At 66.2% G+C, this 26,781-nt stretch carries 20 protein-coding genes, 1 rRNA gene and 1 pseudogene; 16 read left to right on the top strand and 6 right to left on the bottom strand.

The annotated features are described in order from the left end of the window. The first annotated feature begins 5 nt into the window (after positions 1-5). The 10 genes from rrf (at position 6) to rny (ending at position 9,074) form a co-directional block, all read left to right on the top strand. Positions 6-121 (top strand): 5S ribosomal RNA (gene rrf / locus WAS25_RS02540). A 78-nt stretch (positions 122-199) separates the two neighbouring features. Further along, a complete protein-coding gene (thrS, locus tag WAS25_RS02535; RefSeq protein WP_422309937.1) occupies positions 200-2,113 on the top strand; it encodes a threonine--tRNA ligase in 1,914 nt (637 codons plus the stop codon). A 74-nt stretch (positions 2,114-2,187) separates the two neighbouring features. Further along, positions 2,188-2,775, top strand: coding sequence for a translation initiation factor IF-3 (infC, locus tag WAS25_RS02530; RefSeq protein ID WP_422309938.1), 588 nt, complete (start codon positions 2,188-2,190; stop codon positions 2,773-2,775). Between the two features lie 7 nt (positions 2,776-2,782). Further along, complete coding sequence (gene rpmI / locus WAS25_RS02525) at positions 2,783-2,986, top strand: 50S ribosomal protein L35 (protein ID WP_291204060.1); 204 nt, start codon at positions 2,783-2,785, stop codon at positions 2,984-2,986. A 193-nt stretch (positions 2,987-3,179) separates the two neighbouring features. Then, the gene (gene rplT / locus WAS25_RS02520; protein WP_286354390.1) at positions 3,180-3,527 is read left to right on the top strand and encodes a 50S ribosomal protein L20; all 348 of its coding nucleotides are present in this window, start codon (positions 3,180-3,182) and stop codon (positions 3,525-3,527) included. 80 nt (positions 3,528-3,607) lie between these two features. After that, positions 3,608-4,678 carry a phenylalanine--tRNA ligase subunit alpha gene (gene pheS / locus WAS25_RS02515; RefSeq protein WP_422309936.1) on the top strand — a complete coding sequence of 357 codons (1,071 nt, stop codon included), beginning with the start codon at positions 3,608-3,610 and terminating at the stop codon, positions 4,676-4,678. Continuing rightward, complete coding sequence (locus WAS25_RS02510) at positions 4,678-6,600, top strand: phenylalanine--tRNA ligase subunit beta (RefSeq protein WP_422309935.1); 1,923 nt, start codon at positions 4,678-4,680, stop codon at positions 6,598-6,600. The genes pheS and WAS25_RS02510 overlap by 1 nt, the downstream gene beginning before the upstream one ends. A 21-nt stretch (positions 6,601-6,621) precedes the next feature. Continuing rightward, positions 6,622-6,858, top strand: coding sequence for a hypothetical protein (locus WAS25_RS02505; protein ID WP_422309934.1), 237 nt, complete (start codon positions 6,622-6,624; stop codon positions 6,856-6,858). Further along, positions 6,855-7,214: a cell division protein ZapA gene (locus WAS25_RS02500; RefSeq protein WP_422309933.1), complete on the top strand. Its 360-nt coding sequence runs from the start codon at positions 6,855-6,857 to the stop codon at positions 7,212-7,214. The genes WAS25_RS02505 and WAS25_RS02500 overlap by 4 nt, the downstream gene beginning before the upstream one ends. Before the next feature lie 219 nt (positions 7,215-7,433). Continuing rightward, on the top strand, positions 7,434-9,074 hold the full coding sequence (rny, locus tag WAS25_RS02495) for a ribonuclease Y (protein ID WP_422309932.1): 1,641 nt from the start codon (positions 7,434-7,436) through the stop codon (positions 9,072-9,074). A 21-nt stretch (positions 9,075-9,095) separates the two neighbouring features. On the opposite strand, the gene WAS25_RS02490 is transcribed toward rny, so the two are convergent. Both WAS25_RS02490 and WAS25_RS02485 read right to left on the bottom strand, forming a co-directional pair. Then, entirely contained in the window at positions 9,096-9,740 is a 645-nt protein-coding gene (locus tag WAS25_RS02490) for a response regulator (RefSeq protein WP_422309931.1), read from the bottom strand. Continuing rightward, complete coding sequence (locus WAS25_RS02485; RefSeq protein WP_422309930.1) at positions 9,737-12,664, bottom strand: sensor histidine kinase; 2,928 nt, start codon at positions 12,662-12,664, stop codon at positions 9,737-9,739. The genes WAS25_RS02490 and WAS25_RS02485 overlap by 4 nt, the downstream gene beginning before the upstream one ends. Before the next feature lie 416 nt (positions 12,665-13,080). Here WAS25_RS02485 and WAS25_RS02480 point away from each other — a divergent pair, with 416 nt between their 5' ends. Genes WAS25_RS02480 through WAS25_RS02465 form a run of 4 tightly spaced genes read left to right on the top strand, consistent with a single transcriptional unit; the run spans position 13,081 to position 17,707 of the window. Next, complete coding sequence (locus tag WAS25_RS02480; protein ID WP_422309929.1) at positions 13,081-15,447, top strand: hypothetical protein; 2,367 nt, start codon at positions 13,081-13,083, stop codon at positions 15,445-15,447. Positions 15,448-15,486: 39 nt separating this feature from the next. Next, positions 15,487-15,837: a c-type cytochrome gene (locus WAS25_RS02475; protein WP_422309928.1), complete on the top strand. Its 351-nt coding sequence runs from the start codon at positions 15,487-15,489 to the stop codon at positions 15,835-15,837. A gap of 16 nt (positions 15,838-15,853) precedes the next feature. Next, on the top strand, positions 15,854-16,723 hold the full coding sequence (locus WAS25_RS02470; RefSeq protein ID WP_422309927.1) for a DUF5777 family beta-barrel protein: 870 nt from the start codon (positions 15,854-15,856) through the stop codon (positions 16,721-16,723). A 12-nt stretch (positions 16,724-16,735) separates the two neighbouring features. Further along, positions 16,736-17,707, top strand: a complete 972-nt coding sequence (locus WAS25_RS02465) for a hypothetical protein (RefSeq protein WP_422309926.1) — start codon at positions 16,736-16,738, stop codon at positions 17,705-17,707. Positions 17,708-17,714: 7 nt separating this feature from the next. On the opposite strand, the gene WAS25_RS02460 is transcribed toward WAS25_RS02465, so the two are convergent. The 3 genes from WAS25_RS02460 to purH form a co-directional block, all read right to left on the bottom strand. Then, a complete protein-coding gene (locus WAS25_RS02460; RefSeq protein ID WP_422309925.1) occupies positions 17,715-20,039 on the bottom strand; it encodes an ATP-binding protein in 2,325 nt (774 codons plus the stop codon). Between the two features lie 63 nt (positions 20,040-20,102). Further along, positions 20,103-22,724 carry an alanine--tRNA ligase gene (alaS, locus tag WAS25_RS02455; protein ID WP_422309924.1) on the bottom strand — a complete coding sequence of 874 codons (2,622 nt, stop codon included), beginning with the start codon at positions 22,722-22,724 and terminating at the stop codon, positions 20,103-20,105. A 76-nt stretch (positions 22,725-22,800) separates the two neighbouring features. Continuing rightward, positions 22,801-24,345 (bottom strand): bifunctional phosphoribosylaminoimidazolecarboxamide formyltransferase/IMP cyclohydrolase, encoded by a 1,545-nt coding sequence (purH, locus tag WAS25_RS02450; protein WP_422309923.1) that lies wholly within the window; start codon positions 24,343-24,345, stop codon positions 22,801-22,803. Positions 24,346-24,459: 114 nt separating this feature from the next. Between purH and WAS25_RS02445 the strand changes: the two genes are divergently transcribed. Both WAS25_RS02445 and WAS25_RS02440 read left to right on the top strand, forming a co-directional pair. Continuing rightward, a complete protein-coding gene (locus WAS25_RS02445) occupies positions 24,460-24,798 on the top strand; it encodes a hypothetical protein (protein WP_422309922.1) in 339 nt (112 codons plus the stop codon). A gap of 59 nt (positions 24,799-24,857) precedes the next feature. Further along, positions 24,858-26,306, top strand: coding sequence for a 2Fe-2S iron-sulfur cluster-binding protein (locus tag WAS25_RS02440; RefSeq protein ID WP_422309921.1), 1,449 nt, complete (start codon positions 24,858-24,860; stop codon positions 26,304-26,306). Positions 26,307-26,374: 68 nt separating this feature from the next. Here WAS25_RS02440 and WAS25_RS02435 read toward each other — a convergent pair. Further along, positions 26,375-26,781 (bottom strand): annotated as a pseudogene (locus tag WAS25_RS02435) (nucleotide-binding protein); the annotation flags it as partial.

Genomic DNA, 26,781 nt, shown 5'->3' with positions numbered 1-26,781 from the left:
CCCTTCGTCGTGGCTTTTCCCCAGGGGTCACACCCGTTCCCATCCCGAACACGGCCGTTAAGACCTGGAGGGCCGATGATACTGCGCATCACATGCGTGGAAAAGTAGGTCGCTGCGACGTTAAAACCCCTCCGGGCCATCACATTTGATGGCCCGGAGTCATTTACTGATAAAATATTCATCTTGTTCTGAGGAACCCATGTCCATCGAGGTCCGCCTTCCAGACGACTCCCTTCGGCAGTTGCCCGAGGGCGCCACTGGAGCCGATCTGGCCGGCGGGATCGGGGCACGGCTGCTTGAGGCGGCACTGGCCATCAAGGTGGATGGCCACCTGGTCGACCTGAAGGCTCCGCTCGTGAACGGGACCAAGGTCGAGATTGTCACCAACAAGGCCCCGGAGAGCCTGGAGCTCATCCGACACTCCACGGCCCACCTGCTGGCCCATGCCGTCAAACGCCTCTATCCGGGCGCCAAGGTTGGCATCGGCCCGGTCATCGAGGATGGCTTTTACTACGACTTCTGGGTGGAGAAGCCCTTCACGCCCGAGGACCTCCCGGTCATCGAGGCAGAGATGGCCAAGATCGTGGCCGAGGGCGTCGAAGTGATCCGGGAGGACCTGGGCCGGGACGCGGCAGTGGCCCGCTTCACCGAAATGGGTGAGCCGCTCAAGGTTGAAGTGGTTGCCGGCATTCCCGCGAGCGACATCATCAGCGGGTATCGCCAGGGGGATTTCTACGACCTCTGCCGCGGCCCCCACGTGCCCAGCACCGCGAAGCTGAAGGCCTTCAAGCTGCTCAGCATTGCCGGCGCCTACTGGAAGGGTGACGAGAAGAACCAGATGCTCAGCCGCATCTACGGCACTGCCTTCCATTCCCAAAAGGAACTGGACGAGCACCTGAAGCGCCTGGAGGAGGCCAAGGCCCGCGACCACCGTAAGCTGGGCAAGGAACTGGGGCTCTACTCCTTCCATCCCGAGGCACCGGCCTCGCCCTTCTTCCATCCCAAGGGCACCCAGGTCTACAACGAACTGGTCACCTACATCCGCGAACTGTATTTCAAGTACGGCTACAGCGAAGTCATCACGCCGCAGATCCTGGACGTGGCCCTCTGGAAGACCAGCGGCCACTACGACAACTACGCGGAGAACATGTACTTCACCACCGCCGAGGAGCGGGAGTACGCGGTGAAGCCCATGAACTGCCCAGGCCACTGCATCATGTTCGGCAGCCAGAAGCACAGCTATCGGGACCTGCCCATCCGCTACGCCGACTTCGGCCGCTTGCACCGGTACGAGCGCAGCGGCGTGACCCACGGCCTGACCCGGGTGCGCACCTTCTGTCAGGACGATGCCCATATCTACTGCACGCCCGAACAGATCAAGGCCGAGATGGCCGACTTCCTCGCCCTGCTGAAGGAGGTCTACGACACCTTCGGCTTTGACGGCATGAGGGTGGCGCTAAGCACCCGGCCCGAGAAGCGGCTGGGCTCGGACGACATCTGGGACGCCGCAGAGACGGCACTGAGCGAAGCCCTCGATGAAGCTGGGATGCCCTTCACCCTGAACCCCGGGGAGGGCGCCTTCTATGGCCCCAAGATCGAGTTCCAGATCCTGGATGCCCTCAAGCGACCCTGGCAACTGGGCACCCTCCAAGTGGACTACATGCTGCCGGAGCGCTTCGACCTGAACTACACCCGCCCCGATGGCGGCGAGGGCCGTCCCATCATGCTGCACCGGGCCATCCTGGGCAGTCTGGAGCGCTTCATGGGGATCCTGGTGGAACACACCGCCGGGGCGTTCCCGGCCTGGCTGGCGCCAGTCCAGGTGGCGATCCTGCCCATCACCGACCGCGCAAATGCGTTCTCCACGGAGGCTGCGGCTCGGGCCAAGGCCCTGGGCCTACGGGCCGAGCTGGATGCCCGCAACGAAAGTCTCAAGGCCAAGATCCGCGAGGCCCAACTGGCCAAGGTGCCTTACATGCTGGTGATCGGGGATCGGGAAGCCGAGGCCGGCACCGTGTCGGTGCGGCACCGCCACCGGGGTGACCTGGGTGTGCAGCCCCTGGACGGATTCCTGCAGACCCTGGCAGCCGAGGTCAAGGATCGCCAACGCTGATTTGGTTTTCCGTGCTTGGCGAAGGCCAGGTCAAGTGTTAGACTTTTTGTCCTTGTGCAACTAGGGGAGGAACCATTCGTCCGAACGAGACCCGCATCAACGACGGCATCCGGGCCCAAGAGGTCCGCGTCATCTCCGAAGATGGCGAACAGCTTGGCGTGATGCCTCCTCACCAGGCCATCCGGATCGCAGAAGAGCGCGGCCTCGACCTGGTGGAAGTCGCCGGAAACGCACAGCCGCCAGTCTGCCGAATCATGGACTACGGCAAATACAAGTTCATGGAAGCCAAGCGGGAACACGCCGCCCGGGCGAAACAGAAAAACATCGTGGTCAAGGAAGTGAAGTTCAGGCCCAAGACCGATGACCACGATTTCGATTTCAAGGTGAAACACATCCTGCGGTTCCTGGAGGAGGAAGACAAAGTCAAAGTGGTGGTCATGTTCCGCGGACGTGAAGTTGTCCACCGTGACATCGGCTACCGGATCATCGAGGAAGTCATCCAGCGCGTCGGCGACAAGGCCATCGTGGAAAAGGGTGCCGGCATTGATGGTCGCGACATGCACGCGATTCTCGCTCCCAAGATCATTGAAGTCCCGAAAGCGCCCAAGAAGCCCAAGCCAGCCAAGACCGAAACACCAGCAACCGAAGCCCCGATCCAGTGAGGAACCTATGAGCGGATACAAGATCAAGACCCACAAGGGCGCCCAGAAGCGCTTCAAGAAGACCGCGGGCGGCAAGTTCAAGCGCGGCTGCTCGCACCAGCGCCACATCCTGACCAAGAAGACCGCCAAGCGGAAGCGCCAGCTGGACATGGGCCGGATGGTCTCCAAGGCTGACCAGAAGGCCGTCGCCGCGATGCTGCCGTACGCGTGAAGTCGATATCGTCAGGAGGTACCGCGCAGCGCGCACACCCCCTGGCCCCCGCGCACCGCGCAGGCCCAGCCTCCTTGGTGCTTGGATTCTCCCTCTGACGGTTTTACAATCGTCAGTTCAACCCGGTGGCTGAGGCCACCCCCGATGAGGCCTTCAAACGCTCTTCTGAGCTGCCTCGAGGAAAGGAAGCAACATGACTCGCGTCAAACGTGGATTTAAGCGCGCCCAGCGCCGCAAGCGCATGATGAAGTTCGCCAAGGGCTTCTATGGCGCCAAGTCTCGCCTGTACCGCTCTGCCAAAGAAGCTGTCGAGAAGGCCCTCGGCTATGCCTACCGCGACCGCAAGGTCAAGAAGCGCGACTTCCGCCGCCTCTGGGTGGTGCGCATCAGCGCCGCCTGCGGCCAGAACGGCACCAGCTACTCCAAGTTCATGGGCGGGCTGAAGAAGGCCTCCGTGGACCTTGACCGCAAGATCCTCGCGGACCTCGCCGTGCGCAACCCTGAAGCGTTTACCAAGCTCGTGGCCGTGGCCAAGGGCTGAACGCGACGCACCATCGCAGACACCCGAAAGGCCGCGCGAGCGGCCTTTCCCTGTTTTGAGACACCTGCCCCGAGGGTTCCATGGACCAGTTGCTTCCCGTCGAGATCGTCGAGGCCGGGCGCGCCTTTCCCCAGGCGCTGTCTGCCTGCGCCGACCTGGATGGACTCCTGCGGCTCAAGGGCGCCTATGTCGGGCGTGAGGGCAGCCATGCGGCGACGCTCATGGATCTGCTCAAGACCGCGCCCAAGGAACAGAAGCGGGAGCTCGGTGCCGCCATCAATGCCTTGAAGCAGCAGTGGGAGGAGGGTCTGAAGACCCGCCAACTGGAGCTTGAGGCCAAGAAGAAGCAGCTCGCTTCCCTGTCTGATCGTTGGGATCCCACCCTGCCACCGCCCGTGCCGGCCCAGGGCGCGCTTCATCCGCTGAACCGCCTCATGGATCGCCTAGTGGATGTGTTCCGTCCGCTCGGTTTCCATGTGGAAGAGGGCCCGGAGGTGGAGACCGAGGCCCACAACTTCGATGGCCTGAACATCCCGGAGGACCATCCGGCGAAAGCTTCGTCGGATACGTTCTACTTGGCGGCCCATCCGGAGCTCCTGCTCCGCACGCACACCAGCCCCGTGCAGGTGCGGACGCTCCTGCGCGTGGCGCCCGACCTCGCCGCACGCGGCGGCATCCGGTTCCTCGCGCCGGGGCGCGTCTACCGAAAGGATGAGATCGATCCCACCCACAGCCCCATGTTCCACCAGGTGGAGGGCATGCTCGTGGGCCATGGCATCGGCATGCAGCACCTGAAGGGGACACTGGAATACGCGCTGAGGGCGCTCTTCGGCCCCCATACCGAGATCCGGCTCCGGCCTTCGTATTTCCCCTTCGTGGAGCCGGGCTGCGAGGTGGACGTGAGCTGCCCGCTCTGCGGCGCCAAGGGCTGCCGCGTGTGCAAGGGCTCAGGCTGGGTGGAGATCCTGGGGGCGGGCCTGATCCACCCCAATGTCCTGAAGTACGCCGGCATCGATCCAACTGAATGGTCCGGCTGGGCCTTCGGCATGGGCGTCGAGCGCATGGCCATGATGCTGAGTCAGACGCCCGACCTGCGCCTGTTCTTTGAGAACGATCAGCGCTTCCTCAGGGCCATGGGAGGGCTGGACTGATGTGGATCGAGCGGAAGGCCCTGGCCCAGGAGATCCCTGCTGCCGCTGCCCTGGAGACCCGTCAGCTCTCGGAGCTGTTGGCCTCCCTGGGTTTCCCCGTAGATGGCGTCGCCTCGCGTGAAGGCGGCGACGTGCTGGATGTGGACATCACCGCCAACCGGGGCGATGCCATGTCGCACCGCGGCATGGCGCGTGAAGTTGCGGCGCGGCTCCAGCAGCCGCTGGTGCCCATCGCCATGCCCACGCTGGCTGAGGGAAAGCCGGTAGTCGAGGTTCGCCTGGAGAGCCCGGCCTGCCCCGTCTACAGCACAGCGGTCCTCGAACTGGGACGGGGCACGACTCCCCTGGAGGTCCAGTCCTTCCTGCTGGCGCTTGAAGCCACGCCCAAGCGGCTTCCGGCCGTGGATGCCTCCAATGAGCTGCTGCACCGGTTTGGCCACCCCACCCACGCCTTCGACGCCGATCGCATCCGCGGCGCCGTGTCGGTGCGCTGGGCTAGGCCCGGTGAAACCCTGGTGACCCTGGACGGGATCGAACGGAAGCTGGTGGAGCAGGATCTCGTCATCGCCGACGAGGCGGGCCCCATCGCGCTCGCCGGCGTCATGGGTGGCGAGAGCACCAAGGTCACTGAGGCCACAACACGCGTATTGCTGGAGAGCGCCTGGTTCGACCCGAAGCCCGTCAAGGCCACGGCGCGGCGCCACAGCCTCCACACCGACGCGTCGCACCGTTTCGGGCGGGGGGCCGATCCGCACATGGCCATGGTGGCGCGCAACCTGCTCGCGGGTCGCCTCCAGGCCTGGTGCCAGGCGACCCTGGTGGGCGCCTGGACCGCTGGCGCGGCGCCTGCCACTGCCAAGCCCGTACCCCTGACGGGAACGCTGCTGGCCCGCATCGCCGGGGAGCCCCTGGCCCTGGCCGAGGCCGCTGAAGCCCTCAGGCGGCTGGGTTGTGCGACCGATCTCGATGTCGGCATCCTCCAGATCACGCCGCCCTCCTGGCGACACGACCTCGCGATCCCCGAGGATCTCGCAGAAGAGGTCTTGCGCCTGCGGGGCTACGAACACATCCCTTCGGTGCTTCCGCCGCTGGAAGGGCCACCCGAGCCCTTGTCCCATGCCTACCTCCAGCGCCAGCGTCTGGCCCGCCGCCTGGCCCACCTGGGCTTCCAGCAGACCGTGACCTACGGCTTCATCAGCCCCGAGGCGGACGCCGCCTTCGCCGCTCACGGGAACGGGGCGGAGGGCCGTACCCTGGTCAACCCTCTCGGCCAGGAGTATTCGGTCATGCGCGGCTCGCTGCTGCCCAGCCTGCAGGCCGTGGCTGACCAGAACCTTCGACAGGGTGCGCGGGAAGTGCGCCTGTTCGAACTGGCTCCGGTTTACAGCAGCAGCCCGGCCGGCCCAGTGGAGCAGTTCCTGCTGGGCGTGGTCTGGGGCGGCACCCTGGGGGGTGAGGACTACCTGAGCCCCGCCCGGGCCGTCCGCGAGGCTGACCTCTCGGGGATCGCGAAGGACCTGGGCTGGGAGGGGCTATCGCCGCTGCGCTCGCTTGGTCAGGGGCTCTTCGGGTTTGAACTTCCGGTGGAGAGCCTACCGCGAATGGGTGCGCGGATCATCCCGGCCTTCAGTCCTTTCAGCCGCTTCCCCTCGGTGGAGCGTGACCTGTCGCTCCTGGTCGACCTGGGCCAGTCCCACGAGGCCCTGACTTCTGCGATGAGGGCCGCGCTTCCCAAGGACGCGCTCATGGACCTGCGCTGCGTGGATGTGTTCCGCCACAAGAGTCTGCCCGAGGGTCGCCAGGCCTGGCTGATGCGGATGCGCTTCCAGGCGGACCGGACCCTCGTGGGCGAGGAGGTCGACGGCTGGGTGGCGGCGGCCCTGGTTGCTGCGGGGTCCCTTGGAGCCACGCTCCGGGCGTAAGATGGGCTTCACGAGGCATCCATGGATCTGTTGAAGCAGCTCGAAGCGAAGATGCAGGCCCTGGTCCACCAGCGGAACCAGCTCAAGGAGGAACTGGACGCCCTTAAGGCCGCCGGAGCCGCAGGCGACCAGGAACTCCAATCGCTCCAGTCCCGACTGGAGGAGGCACTGGCCGAGAAGGCGGTCCTGGAGAAGGACCGCGAGGCCGTGAAGGAGCAGGTAGCGGCCATCCTCCGGGCGCTGGAGGCCTTGGGATGAAGCCCCCGGAACCCTTGCCGGGCACCCGGCCGGTCACGGTGATGGTCCAGGGGCGGTCCCTCCAGATCCAGACGGACCAGCCGGACACCCTGGCCGCGGCCCTCCAAGTCCTGGAGGACACCTTTCAGGACATGGACTCCCAATGCCAGCTAAGATGGGGGAGCGTCCCGAAGGGCCTCGACACTCCGTCCTGGTACCTCCTGGGCGCCCTGAACCTGGCGCACCGTGTGGCGCGTCTGGAACGGGAAGCCAACCAGCACACCCACAACCTGGAACAGACCCTCTCCAAGCTTCTGAGTGATGTTCCGGACGAACCTTCCGCCCCCGTGCCACTCCTTGACGAGGACGGAGACTGATCTCCCTGCGAGGCCCGTGATTATGGCCAAGCGCTTGTTCCGTAAGTCGACTAGGGAGTCCTTCCCCCTGTCCTGTGCGTTCCGCGCGACGGCGCGCCTTAGCCAGGGATCCTGGTCTCCCCCCTATACACTAGGGAACTCGGCACGCCTCCACGACTGAGCGGGGATCTTCATTTCGGGTGCTGGTGGCTCTTTGGATTCTCTTCCCAGGAGTCGCCCATGAACTTGATCAGCTGGATCTTCCTTTTGCTGTTCTTCGCGGCAGCGGGCGTGGGCCTGCTCATGGCCCTGCGGGCCCAGAAGGCCACCGCCGAGGCCTCCCAGGCGAAGGCGAATGCGGAATCGGACATCAAGGCTGAGCGGGAGCGTCTCCTCGCCGAGGCGAACCGGGAAGCCCAGCGGCTCCGGGAGCGTGGCCAGCAGGAGGCCGAGGCCGTCCGGAAGGAGTCCGAGCTCAAGGCCAAGGAACTGGCACTCCAGGCCCGTCAGGAGGCCGAAAAGCTGCTGACCGAGCGGCAGGCCAGCCTGGAGAAACAGGACCAGCGGATCCAGGCGAAGGAGCAGGGCCTCCAGTCCAAGGAGGAGGGCCTCGACAAGAAACTCCAGCAGGTGGAACAGAAGGCCAAGGACCTCGAAGTCCTGTCGGAGAAGCGCAAGGCCGAGCTTGAAAAGCTGGAAGCCAAGCAGGCCGAAGCCAAGCAGCTGGTCGAGGAGCAGGCTCGACGGCTCGAGGAGATCGCCGGCCTCACCCGGGACGACGCCAAGAAGGAGCTGATTTCGCAGCTCGAGTACTCCGCCAAGATGGACGCGGCCAAGATGGTGCGGCGCATCGAGGACGAGGCGGTGGAGGATGCCGCCAAGAAGGCCCGGTGGACCATCGGTGCTGCCATCCAGCGGGTGGCCTCGGACGTGGTGGCCGAGCAGGCCGTGAGCTCTGTCCAGCTCCCCAGCGACGATCTGAAGGGTCGCATCATCGGCCGTGAGGGGCGCAACATCCGGGCCCTGGAAAAGGCCACGGGCTGCGATCTCATCGTGGACGACACGCCGGAGAGCATCGTGGTCTCCAGCTTTGATCCCATCCGCCGTGAGGTGGCCCGCCAGGCCATCCTCAAGCTGCTGGCCGACGGTCGCATCCACCCCGCCCGCATCGAGGAGGTGGTCGAGAAGGTCAAGCTGGACATGGACCAGCACCTGAAGGAGATCGGCGAGGCCGCCTGCATCGAGCTGGGCTTCCCCGACGTCCACCCCAAGCTGCACAAGCTGGTGGGCCGCCTGAACTACCGCACCTCCTACGGCCAGAACGTCCTGGAGCACACCAAGGAAGTGGCCCGCATCGCCGAGTACATGGCCGGGGAGATGGGCTCGGATGCTCGCCTGGCACGCCGGGCAGGGCTCTTCCACGACATCGGCAAGGCCATTGATCGCGAAGTGGAAGGCACCCACATCGAGATCGGCATGCAGCTCATGCAGCGCTATGGCGAGAAAGAGGAAGTCATCCACGCCATGAGCTGCCACCACGGGGACTTCGAGCCCCGCACGGTGGAAGCCATGCTCATCACCGCCGCCGACGCGCTCAGCGCCGCCAGGCCCGGCGCTCGGCGCGAGATGCTGGAGACCTACGTCAAGCGCCTCGAGCAGCTCGAGGGCATCGCCAACAGCTACAAGGGCGTGCAGAAGAGCTTCGCCATGCAGGCAGGCCGCGAGATCCGCATTCTCGTCGATGCGGGCTCGGTGAACGATGACCAGGCCTACTGGATCGCCAAGGATGTCTCCCGTCGCATCGAATCCGAGATGCAATACCCCGGGCAGATCAAGGTCACGGTCATGCGCGAACTGCGCGCCGTGGAGATCGCGCGCTAGCTCTGGAACCCGGCTCGGCGCCTACTGTCCGAGGTGGATCAACCCCCGCTTGAGGGCGATCACCGCGGCTTCAGTCCGGTCCTTGGCCTGGAGCTTCCGCAGCAGGTTGTTGACGTGGATCTTCACCGTGGGCTCGGCCAGTCCCAGGGCATCGGCGATCTCTCGGTTGCGCTGCCCTTCGGCCAGGAGCTTGAGCACGTCGAGCTCCCGGGGGGTCAGCCGCTCGGACTCCATGGCCTCCACCAGTCGGGCGGCTGTGGCCGGGGGCAGGTAACGATGACCGGCATCGACGGCCCGCACGGCCTCGATGAGGATGGCCCGCCGCACGCTCTTGAGGAGGTAGCCGCGGGCGCCGGCCTCCAGGGCCCGCTGGATGTCCGCGTCACCGTCGAAGGTGGTGAGCACGAGGATCTTGGCCTCCGGGTCTTCGCGCCGGATGGCCTTGATGGCCTCCACGCCCGTCTGGCCGGGAAGCTGCAGGTCCATGATCGTCACGGAGGGACGGAGCGTCCTCCATGCATCCACGGCCTCCTTGCCATCGCCAGCCTCCCCCACCACTTCGAGGTCAGGCTCCCCCTCGTGCAGGATGGAGACCAGCCCATCGCGGACGATGGGATGGTCGTCCACGATGAGGAGCCGGATGCGATCTGACGGAATAGAGGTCATGGACGCCACCTTCGGTTGGGTAAGGTAATGGTGATACGGGAGCCGAGGCCCTGACTGCTGTCGATGTCCATGTGCCCTCCTAGTTTGCTGATGCTTTCACGGATGCTGCGCATCCCGTAACCGGCGACCGCGGCCGAGGGGTCAAAACCCCTACCGTCATCTTCGACGTTGATGCGCACCCGCCTCGACTCGTACTCAAGCACGACCCGCACCCAGCGGGCCTTGCCATGGCGGAGTGCGTTGGTCATCAGTTCCTGGGCCATGCGCAGGAGTTCTTCCTCCAGGTTCTCCCTGAGGGCCCGGGGCTTCCCCATCACCGCCAGCTCGACCTGTATGTCCGTTCCCGCCAGCAGCCGGTCTGCAAGCAGGCGGAGGGCGCCGAGGAGATCCGTTCCTTCGGGTTTCCTCGGCCGGAGCACCATCACGGAACGACGAGCCTCCTGGAGGCTGGCCACGGCCAGGTTGCGGGCATGGTCCAGTCGGGTCAGGACCGGCGCCGGGTCCCCCTGCATGCGGCCAAGCTTGGCCTCGGCCGCCTCCAGTTGGAGCAGGACCCCCGTGAAACCCTGGGCAAGGTGGTCGTGGATCTCCCGGGCCATGCGATTGCGTTCCCCGAGGACCGCGGAGCGGGCCTCCACCTGCTGCAGCCGAAGGCGCAGCAGCCACCACCCGAACGTGATGGCCAGGATGACACCCAGGCCCCAGAAGGCTGGCCGCTGGTAGAAGTAGGGTTGCACCTTGACCTCGAGGGTGACCTGCTTCGGTGGCCCCTCCTCGCCAAGGCGCCAGGCCTGCAACACGAAGCGGTAAGACCCGGGGGGGAGGTTGGAATAGGCGGAGAACCGCCGGTCCCCCACCTCGTTCCAGGTGTGTTCCAGGCCTTCAAGCCGGTAGCGGAAGCGGACCTTGTCGGAGCGCGTCAGGGAGGTTGCCGTGTAGTACACCTCGAACCGGTGAGTGCCAGGTGGCACCTGGATCGGCTGAGTGTCCGGAAGGATGATCTCGTCGCCTTCCGCTTTCAGGATGTGGAGGCGCAGCGGCGTTCCTGGTGGGGGTGGGAGTCGCCCGTCGAGCCGGGTCAAGCCGCGGCTGGTGGGGAAGTACAGCTCGCCCTCCCGGGTCAGCCAGGCGGTGGGCTGAGGACCGCCATTGGTTTCCCGTGAGGGCATGCCATCGTGGTGGTCGAAGAGGATCCCGGGAACCGGGCCGGCGATGCTGAGGCTTCGGATGAGGGCCGCACGCTGGACCTGAAGCACGCCTTGGCCGGTGCTGAGCCACATCCGGTGGGCCGAATCCTCCATAATGGCGTGAATGGCCAGGAGCAAGGGGCCGGGCCGCCCGCCGAAGGTCTGGAAGATGCCGTCCTGGTAGCGCCGCAGGCCGTCCATGGTGCCGACCCAGAGGGAGCCCTCGCTGTCCAGGTGCAGGGTGTTGACACCGTTGGAGCCGAGTCCTTCGGACCGGCCCAGCCATCGGACCTGGTTGGAAACAAGCAAGCCAAGCCCTTGCGTGCGGCTCGCCAGATACAGGGGCCCCGAGGCTCCGCCGGTCATGGCCACAACCCCCTGGATGGCGGGGAACCGGACGGGGGCGGCACCAGGAGTCCATTGGATCAGCCCTTGGCGTGAAGTGGCCACCCACAGGCGTTTCTGGGTGTCCTCGAAGAGGGAGATGATGGGATCCGGGTGCGAAGGCTCGGCCCCACGGATGCGGCGGAACAGCCCCTGCTCCATGGCCCACAACTCGCCGTTCCGCGTGCCGATCCACAGGCCGCCGCCGCGCCGGGGCCACAGGCAGCTGATGGGACCGCCCAGGGGGACGTCTGGGTGAACTGGTTCAACCCGGCCTTGCGAGACACGCCCCAGGGCCTGATCGCCGGTGAGGCACCAGACGGTCCCCTGGGTGTCCTGGCAGACCATCCAGGCCGGTTCTTCTGGTTCGGCCCCAAGCACGGGCAGGGGCTGGAAAGGGACCGGGTAGATGACCCGCAGGCCCCGATCCTCGCTCCCGGCCCAGAGCGCGCCAGAACTGTCCTCCAGCAGGGAGAGCGGTGTCCAGCGGGAGCCGAGGGACCTGGGCGATGGTTCTACCTGGCCCGACGGGCTCCGGCGGAAGAGGCCAGCCTGCTCCAGACCGATCCAGAGGCTTCCCTGCCGATCGCGCATCAACGAGCAGATGGGTTTGGGGGGAAGGCGCCTAGCCCAGATGGGAACCTCCAGGCGCCCTTCCCTCAGGGCCATCAGGCCCTGCGCGCGGGTCCCCACCAGCACCTGGCCGTCCGCATCGATCTCAAGGGCGGTGATCTCGCTGGCCGTCAAGGCGGCCAGCACCAGGCGCCCCTCCTGGAGCCGCCAGAGGCCGGACCCAGCCGTGCCGACCCAGAGCCCGCCCTCCTCGTCGAGGGCGAGAACCCGGATGCGCAGCCGGGCTGCATCCGTGGGTACGGGTTGGAACCGGTTCCCATCGAAGCGAAGCAGGGGCCCCTCCAGCGGGGCTGCCCACAGGGTTCCCTTCCGGTCCCGGAGCAGGCGCCGGATGGGTTGATCGGGGAGTCCATCCGCCAGGCCGAGGGCGTGGATCTCCCCTTGGCGGAATCGATAGAGCCCGGGTTCAGAGGTGCCGATCCAGATGGCCCCGTCGCTTCCTTCAGCCAGGCACTGGACATCGTTGTGCTCGAAGCGGGGGAGGCTGAGGCGGGAATAGTGATCGAACGTGGCGCCATCGAATCGGACCAGACCCGCCTCGGTGCCAATCCAGAGGAAGCCATCCTTCGATTCCAGCAGGGCCGAGACGGTGTCCTGGAGCAGGCCATCCTCGCTGCGCCAGATGTGATGGGCATGGGTTGCGAGCGGTCGGGATGGATCGAGGGCGAAGGCCGTGATGGTCGCCCACAACCATGGCAGCACGATGACAAGGCATCGCAAGGCCTTCCCCAGGGAAGATCGGTTTCCTGCCACTCTAGTCCGCATCGAAGCTGAAGGTTAGGCCATCCGTCTGGCTGGATCAACGACAAGCCACTAGGCCGAAGGGACTAACAACAAGGCTCCGATTGGGATATGGGCACAGAGGACCCCAGGGGCGATAGTCATAGAAACCAACGGCTTCGGATTGGCCCTGGCTGGTCCAGGTTTTTCTAGGAGCCCACTTTGCCCTCGCCAGACTCACAGGGCTATCCTATCCATCCCAACCCTCCCGAATCGCCCATCCATGGCAAGTCGATGACAGTGGATCAACCACATGTCATATCAATCCGCACTTCCACACGTCAGTGCCCTCGCGTTCGAGTTGCCTGCATTTCTTCGGTGTCTTCATGAACAGGACTTGGAGCTGGAAACGAACGATGAGCCTGGTGAGTAGCATCTGCCTCACCCTGCTTTCGGCTGCGAACTTTGTGGGTTGCGGCAGTGGCAAGGCTGGCGGTGCCAGTCAGTACTACAGCAACTACCATCCCGCCGGCTGGATGACGGTCCACTCCGGGAAGGCGGTGGCCGGAGTCAATGCCTGTACCCAGTGCCATGAGCTTTCAGTCATCAAGGTGGGGAGCGGCATTCCCACCTGCATGACCACGGGCTGCCACCACCAGACCGTTCCGGGATGGGCCAACTCCGACGTCCATGGGACTCGCGCCAAGGTGGCCTCCGATCCTGTCAGCGGCGGCAGCCTGGTGTCATGCAAGATCTGCCATGGCAATGACTTTGCGGGCGGCGCCTCGGCCAAGACCTGCTTCACCTGCCACGGCGTGAGCGCACCGCACCCCCCGAAGCCCTGGCGCACCTCCGGTGGCACCCTCTGGAGCCACACCTCGACGGATACCGGTAACGCAGCCGTCTGCGCCACCTGCCATTTCCCTGGCTCAGCCAACAATCCCGCCGGGCATCCAGCCACACCGGCCCCCGCTGGCACTCAGCCGGGCTGCTACAACGCGACGATGTGCCACGCCGATGTCGGCGCCCCGCACGCGCTCGGAGCCATCTGGAAGGATCCGACGAGCGCCGCCTACCACGGCATCGAAGCCAAGAAGGACCTGAAGTATTGCCAGAGCTGCCACGGCACTCCGGGCACCACCAAGTTTGATGGCGGCTCCGCCTCCACGGCCTGTTCCTCCTGCCACTCCAAGACCACGGGAGCCGGTGCCCACCCGACGACCTGGTATCCGGCCTCGGTCGGCACCTTCCCGGGTTATGTCCCCTCCCACCGCAATGCCACGGATCCTCTGAATGCCAACGGCTCCTGCGTGATCTGCCATGCCGTGACCAAGGCGGGCACCTCGGCTCTGACGGCTGCCCCAAGCTGCTACAGCGCCAGCTTCGGCAACTCCGAGCATGCCGCCGTCAGCTGCCACGCCAACGGGCCTGGCTTGGCCCCCCATCCCATCGGGGCCACCTGGACGGATCCCAAGACTGCCGGGGCTACGGACGCCACCTTCCATGGCGTGGTGGCCAAAGCGGACCTCCTCTACTGCCAGACCTGCCACGGGGTTCCGGGCACCAACAAATTCGACAGCGGGACCACGACGACCACCTGTTCAAGCTGCCACCTCCAGGCCAAGGCGCACCCGGACAGCTGGTACAAGTCGCCCAGCAGCATTGCCAGTGGCACCTACACGGCCTCCCATCGGAATGCCGCCGCCGCCGTCAATACCGCGCAGAGAGCGGCTGTCTGCGGCCTCTGCCACGGCGTCACGGCCGGTGCAGCGTCTCCGGTTGTCGCCGCCCCCGGCTGCTTCAGTGGGTCCTTCAATGCGAACAGCTGCCATGTGAATGGTCCGGGCGCGGCCGCGCATCCGGCCCCCTTCCTCAGCGGAATGACCACCACGTCCGGGACGGGCAATACCCACCAGACCGCGACGCTCGCCATGTTCAACGGGGAGTGCATCAACTGCCACGATGAGACCGGGCCGGGTGCTGGCAAGGTCGGCCCCAGCTGCACCAAGTGCCACGTCAGTGCCTCGCCGCTGGCGGCTGGCAAGGGCGCAGGCACCTGCCTCTCCTGCCACCCGGATCCCAATTTCAAGACCCTCGGCCCTGCCGGGACGACCTTCCCCAACATTGCCGGCGCCCACGCTAAACACATGGGCTTGCCCACGACGCTCACCTGCGCCACCTGCCACACGGGTTCGCAGCCAGGGGAGGGCGGCGCGAACCAGCCGCACTACAACGGCGCCAATCGCGGCCCCAACGGGACTCCGACCGGAACCGGACCAGCCCCGGTGACCATCAGTGCCACCTTCAAGGCCCAGACCGGGACGCTCGGGACCACCCCCAGCCTGACGGCGTTCACCTGCAATGCGGTGAGCTGCCACGGGGGCCAGACCACACCCGGCTGGCAGACTGGCAAGCTCGCGTTCAATGCCACGACCTACTGCCTCTCCTGCCACAAGATCGCTTCGACCGCGACCCAGTACAACGACGCGACGGGGCGGCACAACAACCCGAATGACCACAACCAGACCTGCAACTACTGCCATGACATGAACTCGGCCACCAACAACAAGCCTGGTGTCGTCAATCACTTCAAATACCTGAATACCACCGCTGTCCGGGTGGCTCCGGACCAGCTCTCCAGCGACACCATCAAGTTCGGGGGTGGTTCCCAGCCAGCCACTGGCGCCCTGACCTATACCGTGAACCCCACCATCGGGCGTGGCGGCTGCGCCCTCTCCTGCCACGGGACGAGCCATACAACCAACAACAACACCTGGAACTGAGTGCTAACCTGCCTTTCCCACCACCCCATAGGAGGACTCATGCGTCGCTTCACCCTTTCCGCCCTGCTCCTGGTCGGAGCATCCCTGGTCGCCGGAGATCCCGCCAAGGACCTGCCCAAGTTCTCAGGCAGCGACTACCAGAAGTACTGGATGGACGCCTGCGCCCGCTGCCACGGCGCCAACGGCAGTGGCCGCGACAACAGTGGCAAGCCCCTTCCAGACAACGGCTTCGACTTCACCGACAGCCGGAAGGCCAACAAGAAGAAGGACAGTGACTGGATCAAGGTCACCATGGATGGCAAGGACAAGATGCCCGCCTTCAAGGACAAGATGACCCAGGCGGATGTCGAGAAGATGATCCCCATCATGCGCAAGTTCGCCGCCAAGTAGTGATTCTGGAGATCCGATGACTAGGAAGACTGCTCCCCTGCTTGCCTGCGCCCTCCTGGCTGGGGGAGCGCTTCGCGCTGAATCATCCGAATATCCGCTGGTGGTGAACCTGCCATCGGCGGAGCGGATGCAGTATTGGGACATCGGCGTTGTGTTCACCCACCGCTTCGTCCAGCCGGTGAAGGACCACGGCAAGGATGTGTACGGGCTTGATGGGTACACCTATGCCGGATTGGGTTTCACCTTCGGCATCAAGCCCATCCCGGGGCTGAACGCCTTCATCTACCGCACGGCGGACAACAAGACCTTCAGCTTCGGGCTGCAAGAGCAGGTGCTGAACGGCGAGCGGGTTCGCATGGCCGTGCGCGCCGAGCGCTTCGACGAGGTGGTGAAGGAGACGGTCACGCCTCTCGGGAAGGTGGGCATTTCCGGGCTGGCCGTGCAGGTGCCAACGGAGATCTTCATCACTGATGACATCATCTTTTCGGTGGTGCCCACCTACATCACCAAGACCACCACCACGGACACGGTGCTGGCCGTGCCGCCGGGCCAGACGCCCAATACCAAGCCCAACACGGGCGGCGTGTTTAATGTGGGACTCGGCCTGCGCATCGGGTTCACCGAGAAATTCTCCTTCGTCAGCGAGTACTACCCACGCCCCTCGAAATTCGCCAAGGCTGCGCCCGGTGGCATCACCGACGGCACCACCTACCAGAACGGGTTCGCCGTGGGTTTTTCCTACAAGACCTTCAAGCACCGCTTCACGCTGACCGGCTCCAATGCCAGCGGAACGACGGCCAACCAGGTGATGAGTGGAGACTACGGCGGGGGCCCCCGGCTGTCGGGCAACTGGTCCCTCGGCTTCAATGTGGCGCGCGTTTTCTAAGTCAGGAGCCCCATGAGCGCATCTCCACTGCTCGAGTTCATCGCGCGGGAACACCCGGCCTTCGTCCATATCCCCATCGGCCTGGTGGCCGTCCTGCCCCTGGCCATGCTGGCCTCCTTCCATCCGAGGCACGGGAAGATCCTCGCCGGGACCTCCTTCTTTCTGGCTGTCATCGGCTGGCTCGGCAGCACCATCGCCCTCTTCAGCGGCCTGGTCTGGGGGCGGCAGATCAACCTGATCAGCCCCTCGGGATTCCTTCCGGTGGTGGCCAACGAGAAGCAGGTGCTGCAGAAGATCCTTCAGATCCACATCCTCGCCGCCATGGCGGGGTTCCTCATCGGGGGCGTCTGCGTCTTCATGCTATGGCGCGTCTGGAAGCGCGATTTCAGCGCCGGCGCCAGCCAACGCACTGGCGGCCGAAGGTTCTGGGAGCGGGGCGTGGGGGCACCCGCCCTGCTGGTCGGCTTCCTCTGGTTGGGCTGTTGGGCCTTCAGTGGGAAGCTGGGTGGCGTCATGGTCTTTGGGAACGAAGAGACCAACAAGGCAGCCGCTGAGGCTGACCGCGCCAAGCGCAACGATGCCGAGGCCGAGCTGCCCATCAGGGCTCTGGACTACGCCAGTCTTGAACCTGCGGAGGCTGCCCCGGTACGCAGCAAGGCCCACGGCGACCGCTGGCGACGGGTCTGGGTCTCGGCCTCGGGCATCGATGCCTACAAGGCGGGCAAACCCCTGCCTCCTGGTGCCTACGCCGTGATGCCCACCTTTACAGACGAGAAGGGCAAGCCCAGCACCGAGCCCGGCCCTCTCTACATGAAGGAGACCAAGGCCGATGGCACCACCGCTTTCGCCTTCTATTGGGCGCGGGTGCCCGCAGAGCTGCAGAAGGACTTCGGCAACCAGGACTTCGCCTACTGGCGGAGCCCGGATGCCAAGTTGGCCACCTGCCTCGGGTGCCATGAAAAGGGCGGATCCGCCGCGAAGTGAGGGCCGCTCAGGCCCTTCGGGGACCCAGCATCTCTTCCATGATGGGCAGGAGCCTGGGCAGTTCGAAGGGCTTGGGGACGAGGCGGACCCGCTTGTCCGCGGAGAGTATGCCCTCAACGCTTTCGAGGCCCTGTCCGCTCACCAGGATGAACGGGACTTCGGAGCCACTCCCCCGGATGAGGGCCATCAGTTCCAGCCCGGTGCAGTCCGGCATGCGCTGATCGCTGATCACGAGGTCGAACCCGCCGGCCTGTTGCCAGGCCCTCCAGGCCAAGGCTCCATCTGGGGCGGTGGTCACCTGCATCCGGGCCAGGGTCAGAGCATCCGCAAGCATCTCCCGCAGGAGCGGTTCGTCCTCCACGACCAGAATGCGGCGCCCCGCCAGATTGGGTGAGGCGGCCCTGAGGCGGTCCGGCCCCTTCGCCAGGGGGACTTCACCGCTGCCTGCTGCGGGCAGGCTCACCCGGAACCGGGCCCCTCCTTCAGGCAAGTTCTCGGCGTGGATCTCCCCGCTGTGGGCCTTCAGGATGGAGAACACCATCGCGAGCCCCAGGCCTGTCCCCTTCCCGTGTTCCTTGGTGGTGACGAAGGGCTCGAAGAGCCGTGGCAGGAGGGCTTCCGGAATGCCCGATCCCGTGTCCTGGATGTCGAGGAGGACACGGCCATCGTCCCCCAGGCGCGTGCTCAGGGTCAGGTGGCCCCCTTCGGGCATGGCGTCCCGGGCGTTCACGCCCAGGTTCATGAGCACCTGCTCCAACTGGACCGCGTCCCCTGAGATCGGGGGAAGGTCCGGCGCCAGCTGGCAGCGAAGGCGGATCCGCCCGCCCAGCAGGGGCTCTAGCACGTCGGTGGTGGTTTCGACTAGGGCGTTGAGATCCAGGGGTTGGAGCTCGGGTCGGGACTGGTGGCTGAAGGAGAGCAGGGCCTTGGTGGTCTGGGCGCAGCGGCGGGTCGCCTCCTCCGCCCGGTGGATCCGGTTGAGGGCGGAATGCCCCTCGGGCAGGGTCTCGCGGCAGAGGTGCAGCTGGCCCAGGATGGCCGCCAGTTGGTTGTTCACGTCATGGGCGATGCCGCCGGCCAGGGTGCCCACGGTCTCCATGCGCTGGCTGTGCTCCAGCTGGCGCTGAAGTTGGGCTTGGTCGCTGAGGCTCTCACTGGCCTGGCGCAGGGCGCGATCGAGGCTGCGGATCTCGAGGATGCGGGAGTGGATGGGCGAGGGGATCTCCCCCTGCCCGAGCGCCTCGGCGGTGGCGCCGAGCTGGGCGATGGGGCCCGCCACGCGGCGCGCGATGTGGATGATGCGCCAGGCCGCCAGGCCCAGGCTGAGGGCGGCCATGCCGAACAGGGCCCAGAGCCGGAGTCGGGCCGGACCGAGCAGGTCCTCTTCCGGGACGGTCAGCAGCAGCCGCCAGTGGATGCCGGGAAGGGTGGCGAAACCCGTGATCAGGCCGATCATCGTATGGCCGCGATGGCGGAAGGCCAGCGACCGGCCCAGCGGGGCCCTGAGCAATCCGGACTGGGCTTCCAGGAAACCGGACCCCACGGGGCTCATGAAGGCCTGCCGTCTGGAGGCAGGAGTCTGGAAGGCCGGATCGTTCGGCAGGATGACCACCCGACCTTCGGGATCCACCACCAGGCAGCGGCTCCGGGGCGTCGGCTGGGCGGACCAGACCCCGGCCGTCAGGTCGTCCAGGAGGAAGTCCAGGGCAGCCACGCCGAGCAGCCCCCTGGCATCACGGATGGGCAGGGTGCAGGTGATGCCCGGATCCTTCGTGGTGTAGAAGGTGTAGGGCTCCGTCCAGGTTGGCTCTGGCGTTGACGCTGCAGCCCCGGCCACGTACCAGGGCCGGGTGCGGGGGTCGTAGTCCATGGGGGTCCAGGCCTCGCTGGACATCCGGTCGCCGGGTTGGCCCAGGCGGTGCCAGCGGATCCGGGCCTGGGATCCCGGCTGGACCAACTCCCGCATGAACCAGACCTCGCTCCGCCGGAGAAAGAGCAGGGAGGGCCCATCCTGGCGGGCGAGGTTGAGGCTGGTGATGCTCCGCTGCGCCGAGAGTAGAGGGAGGAGGAGTCGGGCCGCCTCCTCGGGGCGGGTGGGATCCAAGGCCCCGTCCAGCCACCAACCCCGCACGACCTCGCCCAGGGATTGGGAGGCCTTCAGCTCCAGGTGGAGCAGGGCCTCAAGGTGGTGGAGGGCCGATTCGGTGCGGGCGGTGGCCTGGCGTCTCAGGGCCTGCTGCTGGCTCCACCAGGAGAGGCCCAGGATCAGGGCGGACAGACCGGCCATGAGGACCAAGAGGTCCCGCAGGAGCAGCCGGCGGATGGGAAGCAATGGAGGTCCTCCCTGGAGCATTGAATGGTTTCGGGCGACTGGAGGCCCAGGGTGACTCTGGGCTTACAGGGCCGCCCTGAGGGCGGCTAGGGCTTCGGGCAGGCCGCCCGGGTTGGCGCCGCCGCCCTGGGCGAGGTCCTTCTTGCCGCCACCGCGGCCATTCAGCGCGGGGAGCATGGTCTTGAACAGGACCCCCGCATCGTAGACCAGGTCGGGTGAGACCGAGACCAGCGCCGCCACTTTGTCCTCGGCGGTCTTGGAGGCCAGCACGATGACCGCGCTGGAGTGCCGGGTGCGGACCTGGTCCATGAACTCCCGCAGGGCGTTGCCCTCTAGGCCCTCGATCAGGGCCGTGACGAGGGTGACACCCTTCACTTGCTCCACCTGCTCGGCACTGCCGCCGCCACCGGCGGCCTTCAGCTTGGCTTCCTTCAGGTCGCGCTCGAGCTGGGCGATGCGATGGTCCCGGGCCGCTAGCAGGTCCGGAAGGGCTTCCCGGCCCGCATTGGCCTGGCGAGCGAGGCCCTGGATCATGGCCTCGTCGGCCTGCAGCAACTCCAGGGCCATCTCGCCGGCCACGGCCTCGATGCGCCGGACGCCGGCTGCCACTGCGCCCTCGGAGATGATCTTCACCACGCCGATCTCGCCGGTGTTGGGCACGTGGGTGCCGCCGCAGAGCTCGGTGGAGAAGCCGGGGACCTGTACCACGCGCACTACGTCGCCGTACTTCTCGCCGAAGAGGGCCATGGCCCCGGAAGAGAGGGCCTCCTCAATGTCCATCTCGCGCACCTGGGTATCGATGGACCTCAGGGCCTGGCGGGAGGCGAGCCGCTCGATCTCCGCGATCTGGGCCGGTTCCAGAGGGGCGAAGTGCGTAAAGTCGAAACGCAGGCGCGCCGCATCCACCACGCTGCCGGCCTGCTTGACGTGAGTGCCGAGCACCTCACGCAGGGCCGCGTGCAACAGGTGGGTGGCCGTGTGGTGGGCCCGGACCCGCCGCCGGCGGATCGGGTGCACCAGGGCATTGACGGTCATGTTCTCCAGCAGGGAGCCGGTCACCACGACCTTGTGGAGGTGCCGCTTCTGGGCTGGCGCGGTGCAGTCCAGCACCTCGGCGTGGCCGCCCTCGAAGCGGAGCTGGCCCGTATCGCCCACCTGCCCGCCGGACAGGGCGTAGAAGGGCGTGCGGTCCAGCAGGACGAAGCCTTCCCCGGTGAGGTGCTTCACTCGCCGGTGCCCTGCATCGAACAAGGCCACCACGTGGGCCTGTCCCTCGAGGTGGTCATAGCCGGTGAAGCGGGTGGGCGGCAGGTCCGCCAGGATGGCCAGATCCCCGGCCAGCCGCAGGTCGTGGGCCTTCATGGCGGCTCGGGCTCGGGTGCGCTGGGCGTTCAGCTCCTGCTGGAAGCCGGCCAGATCGGCGGTGATGCCGCGCTCCCGACACCAGTCCTCCACCAGATCCACGGGGAAACCATAGGTGTCGTAGAGACGGAAGATGTCAGAGCCCGCCAGGGTGCCGCTGGCGATGTCGCTGCCTTCGAGCAGCTTCAGGCCCGTGGAGAGGGTCTGGCTGAACTGCTGCTCCTCCCGATGGAGGGACTTCTGGATGCGGCCGAGCTCTCCGAGCAGCTCAGGGTACTGATCGCCCATGGCCTGGAACACGGCGGGGGCCAGGTCCGCGAAGAAGAGCCCCTCGATGCCGAGCTTCCGGCCGAAGCGCAATGCCCGGCGGATGATCTTGCGGAGCACGTAGCCCCTGCCCTCGTTGCTGGGCACCACGCCGTCGAAGCACATGAACGTGGCAGCACGGATGTGGTCGGCGACGACCTGGGAGGCGGTGCGGTTCGCGTGGTCGCGGCGGTCCTCGGGGTTGACCTTCGCCGCCTTCCAGATGGCTTCGAAGATCGGTGCGAACAGGTCGATCTCGTAGTTGGTATCCACGCCCTGGAGGATGCTGGCAGTCCGTTCCAGGCCCATGCCCGTGTCAATGCTGGGCTTTGGCAGGGGGGTCAGGAGGCCCTTGGCGTCCCGCTCGTATTGCATGAAGACCAGATTCCAGATCTCCATGACACGGTCACCATCGCCATTGGGCGTGGCATCGCCGGGGACCTGTTCCCCACGATCGAAGTGCAGTTCGGAGCAGGGGCCGCAGGGGCCGGTATCGCCCATCTGCCAGAAGTTGTCCTTCTTGCCGAACCGCATGATGCGATCCGGGCGCACCCCAGCGGCCTTCCACATTTCCTCGGCCTCGGTATCGGCCGGCACGCCCTCCGCGCCTTCGAACACGGTGACCCAGAGCCTGGAGGCATCCAGGTTCAGGCAGCCCTTTTCCACCGGGCCTGTGAGGAACTCCCAGGCGAAGCGGATGGCATCGGCCTTGAAGTAATCGCCGAAGCTGAAGTTGCCGAGCATCTCGAAGAAGGTGTGGTGCCGGGCGGTGAACCCCACCTGATCCAGGTCGTTGTGCTTGCCGCCGGCCCGCAGGCACTTCTGGCTGGTGGTGGCGCGGCTGTAGTCGCGGTTCTCCTTGCCCAGGAACACATCCTTGAACTGGATCATCCCGGAGTTCGTCCACATGACCGTGGGGTCGTCCGCCGGGCCGATCACGGCGCTGGAAGCCACCCGGCGGTGCCCCTGCCGCTCGAAGTACTGGAGGAAGCGCTGGCGCAGATCAGAAGTTTTCATCAATAGGCCCCGGGCGAAGATGAGTAGGTGGCTTCCTTTTTATCTCCAGTCGGGCATGGCCCGATTGGAACCGGGCTCAATGTCGGAAGTGGCGCATTCCTGTGAAGAAGAGCCAGACACCCAGTTTCTGGGCGGCTTCGATGACCTCCTTGTCGCGCAGGCTGCCGCCCGGTTCGACAAAGGCGGAAACCCCGAACCCGGCCGCCACTTCCAGGCCATCGGCGAAGGGGAAGAAGGCGTCGCTGCCCAGCACGGCGCCGCGGGCGCGGTCCCCGGCCTTGCGGCAGGCGATCTCCACGGAATCCACCCGGCTCATCTGGCCCGCGCCGATGCCCACGGTGGCGCCATCCTTCACCAGCACGATGGCGTTGGACTTCACGGCCTTGGCCACGCGCTGGGCCAGCACGAGATCCTCCGTGCGCGGTTTGGCGCCGGCGCCGCTGGCCTTCACTTCCCACGCTTCGAATGGCGCGAAGGCGTCATCCGCCCGCTGTACCAAGTAGCCACCGCCGATGGAGCGGGTGTCCAGGCCCTCGGCGCTCTGGGGCCACTGGTCAGGCGTCTGCAGGATACGCAGCTGCTTCTTCGCGGCGAACACCTCCAGAGCCTCGCCCGTGAAGGCCGGTGCCAAGATGACCTCCCAGAAGTTCTGGGCCATGATCTTGGCCACTTCGACGCCCACCGGACGGTTGAAGGCCACGATGCCCCCAAAGGCGCTGACGGGATCGCCGGCCTGGGCCCGCATGAAGGCTTCCAGGGCATGGGGACCCTGGCCCACGCCGCAGGGGTTGTTGTGCTTGACGATGACGCAGGCCGGAGCCGGGAACTGCCAGACCAGGCGGGCGCAGGCATCGGCGTCCAGGAGGTTGTTAAAGCTCAGCTCCTTGCCCTGGTGCTGGTGGCAGGCCGCCATGCCCTCGGCCTTGCGGCCGGGTTCCACGTAGAAGGCGGCCGCCTGATGCGGGTTCTCTCCGTAGCGCAAGCCCTGTTGCTGGACCAGGTTGAGGCAGAGGTGGTGGGACAGCTCGGTGGAGGGCTTGGCGGTGAGCTCCCGCTCCATCCAGCCGGAGATGGCTGCATCGTAGGCGGCCGTGCGGCGGAAGGCCTCCAGGGCGCAGCGACGGCGGTCCTCCAGGCTCCAGGCGCCTGCCAGGAGCTTCTCGAGGAAGGGCCCGTACTGGCCTGGGTCGGTCAGAACCGTCACCGAGGCGTGGTTCTTGGAGGCGCTGCGGATCATGCTGGGTCCGCCGATGTCGATCTGCTCGATGGCCTCGGCGGGCGTGACGCCCTCCCTGGCGATAGTGGCCTCGAAGGGGTAGAGGTTGATCACCACGAGGTCGATGGGCTCGATGCCCTGGGCCTTGGCATCTGCGACGTGATCCGAGAGGTCGCGCCGGTAGAGCAGGCCGCCGTGGATGCGGGGGTGGAGCGTCTTCACCCGCCCGTCGAAGCACTCCGGGGCGCCCGTGTAGGCGGCGACCTCGACGGCTTCGAGCTTGGCCTCCTGGAGGGTGCGCAGGGTGCCGCCCGTCGCCAGGAGCCGCCAGCCCTGGGCCAACAGGCCCTCCGCCAGGGGCAGGAGCCCCGACTTGTCGTACACCGAGATCAATGCCGTCGGCATGTCTGCCCCCTGAACCCTTGATTTTTCCATGTATCTGACGCTTCCGGAAGGGATGGATGTCAGGGCTTGGGTTCTGGCGGATACGGCCGAAAAGGGTGGCATCAGGAGGCCGGGATGGATGTCCAGGTTGAAGTGCAGTTCACGGTCCAGCACACCCTGGAGCAGCTGAGGGCGGAATTCGTCAAGCGGAGCCACATCCCCGAGTGGAAGACGCCGGAGGACGGCGGGGCGCCGGACCTGTTCTTCGAGACTAAGGTGGTGAGCCTCACGCTGTCTTCGGAGAAGGACCGGCTCGCCTGGTTCGTGTTCTCCCTCGAGGCCACGGGCGAACTCCGCAAGCGGGTGGTGATCCCGAATGTGATCCCCGCCACAGTGAATGTGGATATCCCGGATCTGGAGGATTTCCTCGACTTCTGCCGACGTTGCATGGTGGGTGCCATCGGAAGGGGCTGACGCCTCCACCTTTACCTTCCCGGCCCTAAGCCCCATCCTTGAAGGCCTGGAGTGGGCCCATGCCGACGATCAAGATCAACGACGTTGAACTGAGCGTGACCCCCGGCACCCTGGTGCTGGATGCTTGCCGCACCGTCGGCATCGACATTCCCCACTACTGCTACCACCCCGCGCTGTCCCCCGTGGCCACCTGCCGCATGTGCCTGGTGGAGATCAAGGGCCAGCCCAAGCTGGCCACCAGCTGCACTACCACCGTGCCGCCCGCGCCCAAGGACAATCCCGAGGCCGTGGTGATGGAGGTCTTCACCAACACGCCCGCCGTGGCTGATGCCCGGGCCGGCGTGATGGAGTTCCTGCTCATCAACCACCCGCTGGACTGCCCCATCTGCGACCAGGCCGGGGAGTGCAAGCTGCAGGACTACTCGTACCACTACGGCAGCGGCGACTCGCGCATGGGCGAGGTGAAGCGGCGATACCGCTACGAGGACCTGGGCGCCAAGATCGTCATCGACAAGAACCGCTGCATCCACTGCACCCGCTGCGTGCGTTTCACCCGGGAGATCAGCGGCGGCGGTGAGCTGACCGTGGCCTCCCGAGGCTCGCACCTGGAAGTTACCACCTTCACGGGCAAGAGCATGGATCAGAACCCCTTCGCCGGGAACGTGGTGGACCTCTGTCCCGTGGGCGCCTTGACGAGCCGTGACTTTCGCTTCAAGAAGCGCGTCTGGTACCTCAAGAGCGTGCCCTCCATCAGCCGCCACTCGGCCCTGGGCAACCCCATCTGGATCGATCACGAGGGCAACCAGATCCACCGCTTCCGTCCCCGGCCCCTGGAGGGCAAGGAGACGACCCACTTCATCAGTGATGAGGAGCGCTACGCCTACGCGCAGTTCAACCGCTCGGGAGCGGCGCCCCTCCCTTCCCTGAAAGGCGCACCCGCGTCCCCGGAGGCCATTCGCGAGGCCCTGCAGGCTGCCGGGCCGGTGGCCGTCATCGGCCAGGGCACCTTCGGCTGTGATGCGGCCCAGCGCCTGGGCGAGTTGGCCGCCTCGGCCGACCTGCGCTACGGCAGCGGTGACAAGACCATCTCCGTGGTGCTGCCCAAGTACCAGACCAGCGCGGACGGCATCCTAAACCGCCGCGGCTTCACGGAGCGCGGGTTCCGGTTCGGGGCCCTCGACGAGCTGCTTGGCAAAGTGCAGTGCGGGGAGGTCAAGGCCTTGGTGCTCCTGCACGACGCTGCCTTCACCAGCAGCAAGGAGGCGGAGCTGCTGGGCCAGATCCTGAAGGCCGCCACCTTCAGCCTGGCGCTCGAGTCGGAGGCATCGAGCCTCGGCCGCGCGGCCACTGCCTGGTTGCCCATCACGAACATGGCTGAAGAGAGCGATTTCATCGTCAACCACGATGGCGAGCTGCGGCGCTACCAGAAGGCCCTGCAGGCACCCAAGGGGGTCCGCACTGTGCCTGCCTGGGCGAAGGAGCTGGCGGCCGTGCCGGCCACGGTCTAGCTCGGAATTCCCCCGGAATGAAAGCGGGCGCCGAAGGGCGCCCGCTTCCGTCTAGATGGAACTCAAGCCTACTTCTTCACCACCTTGGCATCCTCGACGATCAGCGGGTAGACGTAGCCCGCGCCGAAGTCCTTGTCCAGGCGGACGACGCCCTTCACGGTGACCACGTCGCCCTTGGTGGCGGCGTCCTGGCTGGTGATGGTGATGTCGTGGTTGCCCTTGCTGGCTTCGCCGGTGCCGTCCTGGATGTGGATCCAGTTCTTGCCCATGACGCCAGGGTTGTACTTGACCACCTGGCCGCGGATGGTGACGGCCTTTTCCTTCAGGCCGCCCTTCTGGGCCCAGACCTCGGCCACGGTGCGGGCATCGGCACCGGAGGCCTTGTCTACCTTCACCGCCTCCTTCGCGACCACGGGGGCGCCGGACTGGGCGGGTGCGCCGCCCGCCTGGGGGGCCGCGGGCATGGCCGTGGCAG

It is taken from the genome of Geothrix sp. (assembly GCF_049292215.1).
Classification (GTDB): Bacteria; Acidobacteriota; Holophagae; order Holophagales; family Holophagaceae; genus Geothrix.
The sequence above is the reverse complement of the archived record's forward strand: the minus strand, read 5'-3'. Positions and strand labels throughout refer to the sequence as shown.

Excerpts from the sequence above, each read along its gene's own strand:
- thrS (WP_422309937.1), top strand. The coding sequence starts at position 200 with ATGTCCATCGAGGTCCGCCTTCCAGACGACTCCCTTCGGCAGTTGCCC.
- rpmI (WP_291204060.1), top strand. The coding sequence starts at position 2,783 with ATGAGCGGATACAAGATCAAGACCCACAAGGGCGCCCAGAAGCGCTTC.
- rplT (WP_286354390.1), top strand. The coding sequence starts at position 3,180 with ATGACTCGCGTCAAACGTGGATTTAAGCGCGCCCAGCGCCGCAAGCGC.
- pheS (WP_422309936.1), top strand. The coding sequence starts at position 3,608 with ATGGACCAGTTGCTTCCCGTCGAGATCGTCGAGGCCGGGCGCGCCTTT.
- WAS25_RS02510 (WP_422309935.1), top strand. The coding sequence starts at position 4,678 with ATGTGGATCGAGCGGAAGGCCCTGGCCCAGGAGATCCCTGCTGCCGCT.
- WAS25_RS02505 (WP_422309934.1), top strand. The coding sequence starts at position 6,622 with ATGGATCTGTTGAAGCAGCTCGAAGCGAAGATGCAGGCCCTGGTCCAC.
- WAS25_RS02500 (WP_422309933.1), top strand. The coding sequence starts at position 6,855 with ATGAAGCCCCCGGAACCCTTGCCGGGCACCCGGCCGGTCACGGTGATG.
- rny (WP_422309932.1), top strand. The coding sequence starts at position 7,434 with ATGAACTTGATCAGCTGGATCTTCCTTTTGCTGTTCTTCGCGGCAGCG.
- WAS25_RS02490 (WP_422309931.1), bottom strand. The coding sequence starts at position 9,740 with ATGACCTCTATTCCGTCAGATCGCATCCGGCTCCTCATCGTGGACGAC.
- WAS25_RS02480 (WP_422309929.1), top strand. The coding sequence starts at position 13,081 with ATGAGCCTGGTGAGTAGCATCTGCCTCACCCTGCTTTCGGCTGCGAAC.
- WAS25_RS02475 (WP_422309928.1), top strand. The coding sequence starts at position 15,487 with ATGCGTCGCTTCACCCTTTCCGCCCTGCTCCTGGTCGGAGCATCCCTG.
- WAS25_RS02470 (WP_422309927.1), top strand. The coding sequence starts at position 15,854 with ATGACTAGGAAGACTGCTCCCCTGCTTGCCTGCGCCCTCCTGGCTGGG.
- WAS25_RS02465 (WP_422309926.1), top strand. The coding sequence starts at position 16,736 with ATGAGCGCATCTCCACTGCTCGAGTTCATCGCGCGGGAACACCCGGCC.
- alaS (WP_422309924.1), bottom strand. The coding sequence starts at position 22,724 with ATGAAAACTTCTGATCTGCGCCAGCGCTTCCTCCAGTACTTCGAGCGG.
- purH (WP_422309923.1), bottom strand. The coding sequence starts at position 24,345 with ATGCCGACGGCATTGATCTCGGTGTACGACAAGTCGGGGCTCCTGCCC.
- WAS25_RS02445 (WP_422309922.1), top strand. The coding sequence starts at position 24,460 with ATGGATGTCCAGGTTGAAGTGCAGTTCACGGTCCAGCACACCCTGGAG.
- WAS25_RS02440 (WP_422309921.1), top strand. The coding sequence starts at position 24,858 with ATGCCGACGATCAAGATCAACGACGTTGAACTGAGCGTGACCCCCGGC.